At 45.7% G+C, this 13,628-nt stretch carries 12 protein-coding genes; 10 read left to right on the top strand and 2 right to left on the bottom strand.

The annotated features are described in order from the left end of the window. Positions 1-84 precede the first annotated feature (84 nt). A complete protein-coding gene (locus tag L0991_20475) occupies positions 85-1,416 on the bottom strand; it encodes a ferric reductase-like transmembrane domain-containing protein (GenBank protein ID XGB64404.1) in 1,332 nt (443 codons plus the stop codon). Positions 1,417-1,675: 259 nt separating this feature from the next. On the opposite strand from L0991_20475, the gene L0991_20470 reads away from it, so the two are divergent. The 3 genes from L0991_20470 (at position 1,676) to L0991_20460 (ending at position 3,695) form a co-directional block, all read left to right on the top strand. Next, positions 1,676-2,341, top strand: a complete 666-nt coding sequence (locus L0991_20470) for a flavin reductase family protein (protein XGB64403.1) — start codon at positions 1,676-1,678, stop codon at positions 2,339-2,341. A gap of 134 nt (positions 2,342-2,475) precedes the next feature. Beyond that, complete coding sequence (locus tag L0991_20465; GenBank protein XGB64402.1) at positions 2,476-3,267, top strand: hypothetical protein; 792 nt, start codon at positions 2,476-2,478, stop codon at positions 3,265-3,267. Positions 3,268-3,371: 104 nt separating this feature from the next. After that, positions 3,372-3,695 (top strand): DUF4144 domain-containing protein, encoded by a 324-nt coding sequence (locus tag L0991_20460; protein ID XGB64401.1) that lies wholly within the window; start codon positions 3,372-3,374, stop codon positions 3,693-3,695. Positions 3,696-3,786: 91 nt separating this feature from the next. Here the strand turns inward: L0991_20460 and L0991_20455 are convergent, their stop codons facing one another. Continuing rightward, entirely contained in the window at positions 3,787-5,115 is a 1,329-nt protein-coding gene (locus L0991_20455; protein XGB64400.1) for an anaerobic C4-dicarboxylate transporter, read from the bottom strand. Positions 5,116-5,536: 421 nt separating this feature from the next. On the opposite strand from L0991_20455, the gene L0991_20450 reads away from it, so the two are divergent. The 7 genes from L0991_20450 to xdhB all read left to right on the top strand — a co-directional run bounded on the left by L0991_20450 (position 5,537) and on the right by xdhB (position 13,610). Further along, a complete protein-coding gene (locus tag L0991_20450) occupies positions 5,537-6,196 on the top strand; it encodes an HAD family phosphatase (GenBank protein ID XGB64399.1) in 660 nt (219 codons plus the stop codon). A gap of 185 nt (positions 6,197-6,381) precedes the next feature. Then, positions 6,382-7,008, top strand: coding sequence for an HD domain-containing protein (locus L0991_20445; GenBank protein XGB64398.1), 627 nt, complete (start codon positions 6,382-6,384; stop codon positions 7,006-7,008). A 39-nt stretch (positions 7,009-7,047) separates the two neighbouring features. Next, the gene (locus L0991_20440) at positions 7,048-7,563 is read left to right on the top strand and encodes a GNAT family N-acetyltransferase (protein XGB64397.1); all 516 of its coding nucleotides are present in this window, start codon (positions 7,048-7,050) and stop codon (positions 7,561-7,563) included. Between the two features lie 116 nt (positions 7,564-7,679). Next, the gene (locus tag L0991_20435) at positions 7,680-8,366 is read left to right on the top strand and encodes a DNA-3-methyladenine glycosylase I (protein XGB64396.1); all 687 of its coding nucleotides are present in this window, start codon (positions 7,680-7,682) and stop codon (positions 8,364-8,366) included. Positions 8,367-8,560: 194 nt separating this feature from the next. After that, the gene (locus L0991_20430) at positions 8,561-9,295 is read left to right on the top strand and encodes a GntR family transcriptional regulator (protein XGB64395.1); all 735 of its coding nucleotides are present in this window, start codon (positions 8,561-8,563) and stop codon (positions 9,293-9,295) included. Between the two features lie 543 nt (positions 9,296-9,838). Further along, entirely contained in the window at positions 9,839-11,227 is a 1,389-nt protein-coding gene (gene xdhA / locus L0991_20425; GenBank protein ID XGB65425.1) for a xanthine dehydrogenase small subunit, read from the top strand. After that, entirely contained in the window at positions 11,220-13,610 is a 2,391-nt protein-coding gene (xdhB, locus tag L0991_20420; protein XGB64394.1) for a xanthine dehydrogenase molybdopterin binding subunit, read from the top strand. Before xdhA ends, xdhB begins: the two co-directional genes overlap by 8 nt. The last annotated feature ends 18 nt before the right edge of the window (positions 13,611-13,628 follow it).

Here is a 13,628-nt window from a genome sequence, read left to right as displayed (position 1 = left end):
TTAGTTGGCTGAAAACGCGAAGCCATATAGAACCTCCTCTCTGGTCATGATTAATTAACAGGGCCAATAGGGAGCAAGCGACTGTTAACGCATCACAAACAACTCTTCGTGATAGTGTTTTTCGATATCAAATTGATAAGCGTCTAACTCTTTCTTCAATGCTGTTGAGAATAGCTCAGGCCCGCAGAAATAGAGCTCATATTCATTCAGATCACCACATTGATTTGCGATGAGTCCGGCGTTTAACCTTGGAGAATGCAAAGTATCAATGACGTTCAGCTTTACTCCCACCTCATGAGCTAAGCCTAGTAGCTCCTCAACCAAATGCTCGTCGATACCACGAGAACAGTAAAACAACTCGATTCGAGGGTGATCTTGTTGACTCTTGAGTGCTTCAAGCGTGGCAAAGAACGAAGCAATCCCGACACCACCAGCAACCCAGATTTGTGGCTTGCTCAAATCAAACTCAAGACGACCATAAGGTCCTTCGACTCTTACGCTATCACCCGCTTTCACTCGCTCATAAAGGCCATTTGTAAAGTCACCCAACTCTTTGATCAAGAAACGTAGCTCTGAATCTTCACTGCCCGACACAATGGTAAACGGGTGCGGATCTTCATTACCGAAACGTAAATACGCAAACTGCCCTGCTTTGTGCCCCTGCCAAGATGCATCAGGTTTTAACACCAATTCCATGACTTGAGCCTGAGGAAAATAGCGAGTCGAAGCGATAGTCGCTGAGTGGCGATTACGACGCCCGACCAAACCCAACAAGCTGTATATCGCTGCGATAGATCCTACCAAAGCAAATGCCACCGTTAAGTAATAAATCGGCGCTCCCCAATAAGCGCGTTTAAGCAATATCACGGAGTGAAAAGCGATAAACAGATACGCGACTGACATCAAACGGTGAGACAGTTTAAATGGTTTGTATTTGACTGCCGCCCAAAGCGAAGCCACAAGTAGTACTAGCAACAAGTAGAAGCCCCACTCGCCAATACCCTGAGCAACTCCACGCAGTTCGTTGACCCACAGCTCCCAACCAGTCAACACCACTTGTGGCCCTGAACCATCATGTCGAACAGGCTTATCTAGCACACCAGACATCACTAACGACTTAGGTATTTGGTACCACAGCCAGTGTGTCACACCCAAGGCTACACCACCGATTCCTAGCCATTTATGTACTCGATACGCCTTGTCCATACCCTTGAGCCAATTCTCAACCATGGGTAAACGCATCGCCAAAATCATGGTGATGGACATTAACATCAGAGACAAAATACCTGAGTACTGAATCATGGCTGAGCGCCATTCAAAGACATCGCTTGAAGCGAATAATTGCGGTTCCATCGCAAACCAAAAGGCTGACATTGTGGCAATCATTGCCCAAATGATATTGCGGACTGTTTTCATTTCTTAACACTTTTAAATTCAACAGCATTACTTTAGCTTGCGTGATGTAAAACGACGTCAACATGCGTAAATCTATGCAAAGACGAGTAACTGGCATGTGCTAGCAGATTCACAGGTCCCGATGCCACTGAACCAAGCAACCGATCGCACCAAGTGGACTCTCTGGGTTCGTGATTTCTTTGATCGATAAAAAGCCCATGTTCGTACATATAGGCTCATAAAAATGCAGGTTCATTTAATCAAGTAGGAAGAGAAAGGTATGAAGGACATCACCCTGTCTAAGAACGATCTTCAAGCCATGGAGCAGCGAGAGCGCACTCGACTAGTCAATTCATTGTCAGGTTTCAAAAGTGCTAATTTGATTGGTAGCTGTGACAGCCAAGGGGTTGCAAACTTGGCAGTGATAAGCTCGGTGGTACATTTAGGATCGCACCCCCCGCTATTCGGGTTTATTGTTCGTCCGTGTAAAAGACGCCGCCACACCTTGGACAACATTCTCGAAACCAAGCAGTTCACGATCAACAGCATTAGCGCTGACTTTTTCAAGAAAGCTCACCAAACCTCGGCGCGATATCCTAAAGAAGTATCCGAGTTCGAGTCGGTCGGCCTGACACCTTATTATGACGATGACTTCTCAGCACCGTTTGTATTAGAAAGTGCTTTGAAAATTGGGTTGGAGCTGAAAGAACATATTCAGATAGAGAGCAATCACACCCAAATGTTGATTGGCGAAGTCGTCACTCTTCACGCCCCCAAAAATGCCTTTATGCCTGATGGATACTTGGATTTGGAGGCTTTAGACACAGTCACCATATCAGGGCTAGACAGCTATCACGTCACCCAGAGGCTACGCCGACTAAGTTACGCCAAACCCGATGAACCATTGTTTCCGCTCACACGCGAAGGCGATCCCAGCTCATGGTAGGCCCTTCAACCTAACCAAAGTCATTTTGTTCAGAAATTGGCTCCGAAAAGTGGTAACTTCCTCGGCTTAGGTTTGTAAGGCACTAAGCCGTACCTGATAGCATTTACGTTATACACTCATTTCTAAGGACTCCTTTGAAGTTAACCCACTTTAAGTACAAAACCCGCAAAGGCCCAGACTACCGACACGGCGATCAGGTGTCTTTCATGGACATTAAACAGACCTTCGGTATGGGCAGCATTCGTGTGGGCGCTTGGGTAACCAAAGAAGAGAAGGACTTAGCTGCGAACTTGATATTCGATTCATTCGCAGACCTGGCTTATATTTTGGCTCTGCCACCTGAAGCGATAGGCTTGCGTGGCACACTTGGGCTGGCATTTGGCAGTGGCGGAAGAAAAGGCGTGCAAGCACATTACGCGCCCAACCAGCGTGAATTAGCTCTAGCTAAAAACGCAGGTGCAGGTGCGCTCGCTCACGAGTTTTGGCATGCATTTGATCACTACATCGCTGAAAAGGCATTTGAGATTGGCGATACTTCAGGGCCTCGTAAACACATCTTGTTTGCTAGCGATTGTTGGTTACACGATAGAAAGGTGCGACCTCATCCATTAAACGAGAGTCTGATGTCGCTGTTCGATGCCACGCTACTCAGCGAAAATAACCTGGATAAACACGATTACGTTGCCCGAAGTGTCATAGCCGACAAAGCGACGTCTGCCCGTTACTTCTCGTTACCAACAGAGATGATGGCGCGTGCTTTCGAGTCCGCCATTGAATCCTGCTCAGATATCGAAAACTCGTACCTAGTCGATGGCACAACAAAGCCTGATATGTTCCCTCTCTATCCAGACCTTGCGCATAGAAAGGAAATCTACAACGCGATACAAGGCTATTTTGCACCGCTAGGCCGCTCTTTGAGCAAGTAGCTCTTTAAGTAAGTAACGTTTTGGGCAGCTAGAGCAATAGATGATCCAAGGCTCAAAACTGTTTATAGTCGATAAACTTCAACATATATGATTCAGAGGCTGTAATGATCCGTTGGCCATCTTTAGTAAAACTCGACGGCGATGATGAACTGATTTACGTCGCATCCGAGAGTGACTTTCAGACAGAATGCTCAGACATGATCTTGGGCGAAGATGATTACCTCATTGATTCTGAAGGTAACAGCTATTCACTTCAATCCAGCTCAAATGAACTATCTCTCACCAAACGACCTGAGCAATATTCGGTTGAAAGCGTGACCAAACTGATTCGCAATCATGAGTTCCAGAAAGCCGAAGTGTGCCTAATGAAAATTCACTTCCCAACCATTGAAGAAGCGATTCAATCTTTGGCTTTTGAAGCTCGTTAATATCAACTCAGAAAGTCAGTGCTTCAAATCTTCCAAACAAAAACAGCGCCAATTCAGGCGCTGTTTTTCGTTTCTTACTTAGCTAATTACATTAAGCGATAAAAATCTGTGCTAGTGCGTAGCCTAGACAACATGCGCCGACCACGCCGATTAAACCCACCGACATGAATGAGTGGTTGAAGTACCACTTACCAATCTTGGTAGTGCCAGAGACATCGAAGTTCACTGTTGCGATATCTGATGGGTAGTTCGGGATGAAGAAGTAGCCGTAAACCGCTGGCATCAAGCCGATAAGCAGCGCTGGGTCTAACCCTAGACCAAGACCAACAGGCAACATCATACGTGCCGTTGCCGCTTGCGAGTTCACAACAACCGATACGATGAATAGTGCTAGTGCGAACGTCCAAGGGTAATTCGTTACCATTTCAACGATGCCAGATTTGAACTGAGGCATTGCGTATTGGAAATAAGTATCTGACATCCAAGCGATACCGAAGATAGCAATGGCCGCCACCATACCCGACTTAAATACCACACCATTTGGCACATCACGTGGGTCAGTTTTGGTCGCCAGTAAAATGATACCGCCGAAGCAGAGCATCATCATTTGGATGATGACCGACATCTTGATTGGCTTGTCTCCGTCCACAATGGTTCTGATTTCTGGCACCATCGCCACAATGACGATCACGACAATAGAAAGTAGGAAAATTAATACTGCGTTACGAGCCGAACTAGGTAGCACTTCATCTAAAGATGTTGCTGTCGTGCTCTCAATGCGTTTTTTCCACTCAGGATCTTTCAAACGCTCTTGGTACTCAGGGTCGTCATTCAATTCTTTACCGCGTTTTAGGCTGTACAGAGAAAGTAGAAAAGTACCGAATAGCGTTGCAGGCACCGTCACCAATAGAATCGAAAGCAGAGTGATAGAGTGTTGAATATCCGATAGCTGCGCTAAGTAATAAACCACGGCTGCCGAGATCGGCGATGCTGTGATCGCAAGTTGAGATGCAACAGAAGCTGCTGCCATCGGGCGCTCAGGACGAATCCCGTTCTTCAATGCCACATCACCAATGATAGGCATGATTGAATAAACCGCGTGGCCAGTACCCAACAGGAACGTCATCGAATAGGTAACGAATGGAGCTATCATGGTGACGCGTTTCGGGTTCTTTCTCAGTACCCTTTCCGCTACTTGTAACATGTACTTCAGGCCACCAGCCGCTTCGAGGATCGACGCACAAGTCACGACCGCGAGAATAATCAGCATTACAGTGACCGGTGGCGACGTTGGTGGCATCTTGAAGATGAAGACCTCAATCACCAAACCAATGCCCGAAACAACCCCTAAACCAATACCGCCATAACGAGAACCGATATAGAGGACAATAAGCAAAAATAGAAACTCAAAATACAACATAAGCAACCCTGCTAAAAATGTGGACTAGGGTTATTTTGTCTTTATGTTCAATGCGTTACTTATTGGTAGATCACACAATCATTGAGCGTTTTAATGGATTGTTTTTTATAAGATTATGGTCACGATAACAGGCCAATAAGTATCAAGAATGTAATTTTTCATTCGAGCACAGCCGTCGATTGTTATGCATTCTGATGTTCATTGTTTCTGTTAGAACATCGAAATCTATAAAATTAGCCTATAAGATCTTTTGGCTATTAAAACAACAAGATGCATATCACCTTCATCGCGTAAATACCAAATGCTGAGTACTGTTTGCAGTAAACCTTCTCGTTTTTTCACAAAGCTTTGACTCGCCTATACCTAGTGGCTATGTCAAAATACTCGCCCTCACGACCACAACACATAAAGAACCACGGATATGAAATTCCAAGCAGCTATTTTTGATATGGATGGCCTACTCCTTGATACTGAGCGCCTGTGTATGCAGATTTTTGAAGAAGCATGTCACGCGCAAGGTGTCCCATTTTTAAAGGACGTTTACTTAGGCATCATCGGCTGTAACGCAAAAACTATCGAACAGATCTTTAGAAATGGTTATGGCGAAGATCTTGATTATCCGGCTCTAAATAATGAATGGCGCACTCGCTATAGCGCGATTGTTAAGAACCAAGCGATTCCGGTTAAAGATGGCGTGATTGAGCTGCTTGAATGGCTAAAGTCGAATGACATTCCAATCGCAGTGGCAACCTCAACACAGCTTGATATCGCGAAGAAAAAGCTGGAACTTGCTGGCTTAGATTCTTATTTCACCTCATTAAGCACAGGCTGCGAAGTCACTAATGGTAAGCCTCACCCAGAGATCTACTTACTGGCCGCTGAGCGCTTAGGCGTTGCACCTGAAACTTGCTTGGCGTTTGAAGATTCAAACAACGGTATTCGCGCATCAATGGCTGCCAACATGATCAGCTTCCAAATCCCTGATTTAGTCGAACCATGTGATGAAGTAAAGGCGCTTGGGCACACTATAAGCCCTTCTCTACATCATGTATTAGCACAGCTTCAACAAGCTGCAGCTTAAGCTCTTACTACCGTTGATAATGCTTTTATCAACGTAGACAAGCCTCTCTATCAAGCCGACTCACAGAGTCGGTTTTTTGTTGGTATAGTTTTTATAAAAGATAAAAACGCGCGCTTGAAACTGTTAAAGTCGATTTGAAATGAATGTTAGGTATTAAGCAACATAAGTAACGGAGACAGAGACGCGTGAAGGAAAAGTTTGAAGAGCAACTGCTTGATTTTGCACAGCAAGAAATGACACAAGATGCAGCACATGACATCAGCCACATTAAACGTGTCGTCAAAACTGCTAAGGCTTTGTGCGTTCAAGAACAAGCAAAGCTTGAAGTCGTTTTACCAGCGGCTTATCTTCATGATTGTTTCACCTTTCCTAAGAACCACCCAGACAGAGCCCAAAGCTCGAAAATGGCAGCAGACAAGGCGATCGCTTTCCTTAAGTCTATCGACTACCCCGCATCCTATCTTGATGAGATCCATCATGCCATTGTCACGCACAGCTATAGCGCCAACATCACACCGGAGACCTTAGAAGCGCAAATCGTCCAAGATGCGGATCGCCTTGATTCTCTCGGTGCAATTGGTATTGCTCGCTGCCTGTACGTAGGTCAAAGCTTTAACGCTGAACTTTACAACCACAAAGACCCGTTCGCGAATCAACGTGACTTAGATGACAAGCATTACAGCGTCGATCACTTCTACGTGAAGTTGTTTAAACTCGCTGAAACCATGAATACCGAATCCGCCAAGTTAGAAGCTAACAAGCGCACTGCCTACATGCGCGGCTTTCTTGAACAGTTGGGCGCAGAAGTTTAATGGCTGAGAAAAAGAGGCACACGACAAGGAGAGAAGGATATGGAAATAAACCGCTTTAAGGCATCCGACGCCGACGAGATCGTCACTTGGTTCACATCGCTCGAAGACTACGTACTTTGGGGAGGGCGAACCTTTGGTTGGCCGTTAGAAGCAGAATCGATTATCAAACGCTCTCAAGAGCCTCAAGTTGAGCTTTATACCTTCTCTGAGTCTCGTGCTCTCACTGAACCAAGTTCGAACGGCAATCACACTGGACTGATCGGATTTATGGAATTCCAACGTATGTCAGACAGTGAACTTCGCTTCTGCCGAGTCGCCATTCATCCACATCAGCGTGGTAAAGGATTTGGACAGTCCATGATAGAAAGTGCATTGAAAGCCGCAAAGCAAATCCCTGATATCACCACCATTAGCTTAGCGGTCTTTCAGCAAAATATCGGAGCAAAACGTTGCTACGACAAAGCGGGCTTTCAAGTGGTCGACAAAGAACCAAAATGCAAAGAATTCAATGGAAACACCTGGCCTCTGTACCAAATGGAATTAAAGCTCAGCTAGCGTGTTTTAATCGGCTTGTCCGCTTTAATTAACAGACTTACTTTAGTTAACAGAATCGTTTTAATTGCCAGATTCGACCCCATATCATAGAAAATCGCATTAATTTGGAACCTTCAATGACCCAAGAAAAATTCGACACCATTTATCAACGTGCGGCCCATCGTAAAGGTGGAGCAGCCGAACTCGAAAAGATTGTTCGAGCACCTCTATCACAAGCCCAGCTATCACAAATCACCGACGACCGCTGGCTAGCAGCTTTTACTGAAAAGGTGTTCCAGTGTGGTATTTCTTGGAATGTGGTGAGAAAGAAATGGCCACAATTTGAAGAAGTGTTCTTTGGATTCGACATCGAAAAAATGCTGATGCTGCCAAATGAAATGTGGGAACAGAAAGCGCAAGACCCGCGTATTATTCGTCACCTCACTAAAGTCATGACGATCCCTGCTAATGCCATGATGATCCGCAATGCCAAGCGTGAAGCGGATTCATTCTCACAAATGGTTGCCGACTGGCCTTCAGAACGAATTACAGAATTGTGGGATTACCTGAAAAAACATGGCAAGAGATTGGGCGGAAATACAGGCGCCTACACCCTGCGCCAAATGGGTAAAGACACTTTCATTCTGTCTTCTGACGTTGAAGCGCACCTGCGAAGTACGGATGTGATCGACAGCGGACGTAACACCAAACGAGCCCAAGTTGCGGCAAGTAAAGCTTTTAACGAGTGGCAGCAGCAATCAGGTCGTAGCCTGAGCGAAATCAGCCAGATCGTTGCTTACAGCTGTGGTGATAACCGCGTTTAACAATCGAGAGAGTGGCTTAAAACGGAATATTTGGCACAGTTCCCTGCAAACTAAATGTTATAAGTCATTAACAAATAAGCGTACCTCGCACTTTCATCCGGTGGCATTGTATGGATAAATGTATACAATATAGATTAATACTCATGAATTATTCTCGACCAACTCGACTCGACTAAACAAGGGCCCTTATCTCTATGACAGCTCTCAAAAACTCTGTCTCCAAAGGTGTAAAAACAAAAGTAACAGGCCAGACTCAAGACGATGTTGTTTACTGCCATATCTTCGACGCAATATTAGAACAAAGGCTGCCGCCAGCCACAAAATTAAGCGAAGAAGCACTAGCAGAAATCTTCGGAGTTAGCCGCACAATCATTCGCCGTGCCTTGCTGCGTCTCTCTTTGGAGCAAGTTGTGGTTATCCGTCCTAACCGAGGTGCCATGATTGCTGCGCCAACGGTAGATGAAGCCAAGCAAATCTTCAAAGCACGTGAAGTGATGGAAATTGCTATCACAGAGCTTGCCGTTAAAAATGCAACTAAAGCGCAAATTGAAGAGTGCAGAAAGCTGGTCGCAAAAGAGAACTGCGCCTTTGAACAAGGTGACTACGGCTCTGGTTTACGACTGTCTGGTGAGTTCCATATCAAACTGGCTGAAATGGCAGAAAATGCTCCCCTGCTCGCGTTCCAACGCAGCTTAGTGTCACAAACCTCTCTGCTTATCGCTCAATACGAAACAGGTAATCACTCGAACTGTTCTTTAGATGAACACGAAGGGTTACTTGATGCGATTGAGTCTGGTGATGAAGAACAAGCCGTTGAACTCATGCAAGAGCACCTTAATCACATTCGCTCTAAGCTCAATCTAGACAGCAGCACAGCGTCTAGCGATCTACATGTTGTGTTCTCTGACCTACTTAAAAGCAAATCGTAACAAACAATTTCTAGCGAGCCGCTAGCAATTGTTTGTTACCAACCTTCTTTTAGCAGCTTTTTGTTAACAACTTTTTATTAACAAGACGGGAGAGAAGTAAGCCTCTGTGTTTACTTCTCTTTTTTGTGCCCTCTCCAAAATACTAAACACAAAGATCGGTTCATTTTCACCTCTAACTCCCCCCCCATTCAGACCTAAACGACAAATTTTCTCTCGTTTACATAATTCCACAAACGCCAAAAACCTTGTCTTTATTTTGTATACATAGCCAACAATTCATTCACAGCATAAAACTGAACACCTCTAGCAAAACTCCATATAAAACATAGCTCTAAAAATAAAACTAGATTGTATACAATCTAAATACACGCCTCATTGTTGCATTTTTGTAAATAAATAGTTGACCATAGGGTCAGGATGGATAATTATTGACCTAGAAGTCAAAAAGAATACACATGGAACAATGTCGATTTACAAGGAGGTCTCTTGATTACTTTTTTGCTCAATCAGGAAATAAGACGTGAAGACAATCTGTCGCCGAATATGACAGTGCTCAATTACCTTCGTACCAAGATAAATAAAACAGGTACCAAAGAAGGTTGTGGGTCAGGTGACTGTGGCGCATGTACCGTCGTTCTCGGTGAAGTAGTTGATGGACAACTGCAATACCGTTCGGTGAACTCTTGCCTTACATTTGTGTCAGCGTTACACGGTAAGCAGCTGATCACAGTAGAAGATCTGCAAAACCGAGATAAGTCATTACACCCAGTACAGAAAGCGGTTGTCGATTTTCACGGCTCCCAATGTGGTTACTGCACACCGGGCTTCATCATGTCGATGTTTGCGCTTGGTAAAAACAAACCAGATGCAAGCAAAGAAGACGTCATGGAATCATTGGCTGGTAACCTATGTCGTTGTACTGGCTACCGCCCTATTGTTGATGCCGCAATGTCACTTTCAACAGACCAACCTTTGATTGATCAATTTGCTGAACTCGAGCGCAAAACCATCGAGAAACTAGAAAGCATTCAAGACACCGAAGCCAACTTACGTCTTGGCCACCTCACTGCTTTTTCCCCGAGAAGTACTGATGAGTTGGCCAAGCTTTTTCAAGCCCACCCGAACGCTAAGCTGGTTGCTGGCGGTACGGATTTAGCACTGGAAGTCACGCAATTCCATCGTGAGATTGAAACACTGATCAGCGTAAACCTTGTTGAAGACATGAAGGTATGTGAAGAGACAGACACCGATTTAATCATTGGTGCCAACCTTCCAATCAGCGACTCTTACTCACTTCTGAAAAAACACTACCCAGATTTTGGTGAGCTGTTACACCGCTTTGCTTCGCTGCAAGTACGCAACCAAGGCACCATCGGCGGTAATGTTGCCAATGCTTCTCCTATCGGTGATACGCCTCCCCTGCTGATTGCGCTTAATGCGAAAATCAAACTGCGCTGTGGTGATGAGTCTCGCATCATGCCGATCGAAGATTACTTCATCAGCTACAAGGTGACAGCTCAAAAAGAGAGTGAGTTCATTGAGCAAATCATCATCCCTAAACCAGCCAATGACAGTTTCCGAGCTTACAAGCTATCTAAACGTTTAGACGATGACATCTCTGCAGTATGTGGTGCGTTTGATATTCAAGTCGAAGAAGGCAAGGTAACACACGCTCGTATCGCCTTTGGTGGTATGGCTGCAACGCCTAAGCGCGCAACTCGTTGTGAAAATACGTTATTAGGCAAACCATGGACAGACGCTAATATTAAGTTAGCGATGCAAGAACTGTATAACGACTTTGAGCCGCTATCAGATTTCCGTGCAAGCCAAGAATACCGTTCATTGTCGGCGGCTAACATGCTGCGTCGCTACTTCATTGAACAACAGAACAAAAACAACCGAATCGAAACAAGGGTAACGTCTTATGTCTAATTCAAACAAGCATGCGATGACCCACGAAGAGATGGTTGCCATTGCAAAACAAGACCTAAAAACTGGCGTGGGTAAAAGCGTTAAACACGACAGTGCTGCCAAACAAGTAACGGGCGAAGCGGTATACATTGATGACCGCCTAGAGTTCCCAAATCAACTGCACGTGTACGCACGCCTGAGCACTCAAGCACACGCGAAGATCACTAAAATCGACGTATCACCGTGTTACGACTTTGAAGGTGTAGCCATTGCTATCCAAGCCAAAGACGTACCGGGTGAGCTGGATATCGGTGCAATCCTACCGGGTGACCCACTGCTTGCTGACGGCAAAGTAGAATATTACGGTCAACCCGTGATTGCCGTAGCAGCAAACGATCTAGAAACAGCACGTAAAGCGGCACATGCAGCCATTATTGAATACGAAGAGCTACCTGCCATCCTTGATGTTAAAGAAGCGCTAGCAAAAGAGCACTTCGTGACAGAGAGCCACACTCAACAGCGTGGTGACTCAAAAGCAGCATTGGCAAAAGCGAAACACGTGATCTCTGGTGACTTAGAGATCGGTGGCCAAGAGCACTTCTACCTAGAAACTCAAATCAGTAGCGTGATGCCAACCGAAGATGGCGGCATGATCGTCTCCACCTCAACACAGAACCCGACCGAAGTTCAAAAACTGGTTGCGGAAGTGATTGGCGTACCGATGCACAAAGTCGTGATTGATATGCGTCGTATGGGTGGTGGTTTCGGTGGTAAAGAGACTCAAGCAGCCTCTCCTGCGTGTATGGCAGCGGTGATTGCCCACCTGACAGGCCGACCGACCAAAATGCGCCTACTTCGTAACGAAGACATGCAACAAACCGGTAAACGACACCCGTTTTACAACCAATACACCGTCGGCTTCGACGACAATGGGGTGATTCAAGGTGCTGACATTACCGTTGCAGGTAACTGTGGTTACTCGCCAGACTTATCAAGCTCTATCGTCGACCGTGCAATGTTCCACTCAGACAACGCTTACTACCTAGGCGATGCAACTGTGGTTGGTCATCGATGCAAAACCAACACAGCGTCGAACACTGCGTATCGTGGCTTTGGTGGCCCGCAAGGTATGATGACTATCGAACACATCATGGATGAGATTGCGCGTTACCTGAAAAAAGATCCTTTGGAAGTACGTAAGGCGAACTACTACGGCGAAGAAGGCCGTAACGTAACCCATTACTACCAAACCGTTGAAGACAACTTTTTACCTGAGATAACCGAACAACTTGAGCGCAGCAGTGACTATCACGCACGTCGTAAAGAAATCGCTGAGTTCAACAAGCAAAGCCCTATCTTGAAGAAAGGTCTTGCTATCACACCTGTGAAATTCGGCATCTCGTTTACTGCGACTTTCTTGAACCAAGCAGGTGCGCTTATCCATATCTATACCGATGGCAGTATTCATTTGAATCACGGTGGTACGGAAATGGGGCAAGGCTTGAACATCAAAGTGGCACAAATCGTTGCACAGGAGTTCCAAGTCGATGTCGAACGTATACAGATCACCGCTACAAACACAGACAAAGTTCCGAACACATCACCAACCGCAGCCTCATCGGGCGCCGACCTCAACGGTAAAGCCGCGCAAAACGCAGCAATAACCATTAAGCAGCGCCTGATCGACTTCGCTTCTGCACACTTCAAAGTGTCTCCAGAAGAGGTAGTGTTCAAGAACGGCATGGTGCAGATCCGCGATGAGATCATGACCTTCAACTCATTTGTTGAACTGGCTTGGTTTAACCAAATCTCGCTATCGAGCACTGGCTTCTACCGCACTCCAAAGATCTATTACGATCACGAGAAGGCGCGCGGTCGCCCGTTCTACTACTACGCCTATGGTGCTTCATGTTCAGAGGTCATCATCGATACTCTCACTGGCGAGAACAAGATTCTACGTGTTGATATTTTGCATGACGTAGGCGCTTCACTGAACCCTGCAATTGACATCGGCCAAGTCGAAGGCGGCTTTGTGCAAGGTGTCGGATGGTTGACGACAGAAGAGTTGGTATGGAACCAACAAGGTCGCTTGATGACCAATGGCCCAGCAAGCTACAAAATCCCTGCGATTGCTGATATGCCAATTGATTTCAGAACGCACCTTTTGGAAAACCGCAGCAACCCAGAAGACACAGTATTCAACTCGAAAGCCGTGGGTGAACCACCTTTCATGTTGGGTATGTCGGTATGGAGTGCATTGAAAGATGCGATTAGCTATGTAGCTGTTGATGGTGCGATTCCTAAGCTCAACACACCAGCAACGCCAGAGCGTATTTTGATGGCGATTCAGGAAGTCTCTGAAACAGCCCCGACTTCGGCCGATGCTCAATCAGAAACGGCTTAGAGCTGACAGATATGGCTT

The sequence above is a fragment of the Vibrio chagasii genome (assembly GCA_041879415.1).
GTDB lineage: Bacteria > Pseudomonadota > Gammaproteobacteria > Enterobacterales > Vibrionaceae > Vibrio.
This window is presented reverse-complemented; position numbering and strand designations above follow the sequence as displayed.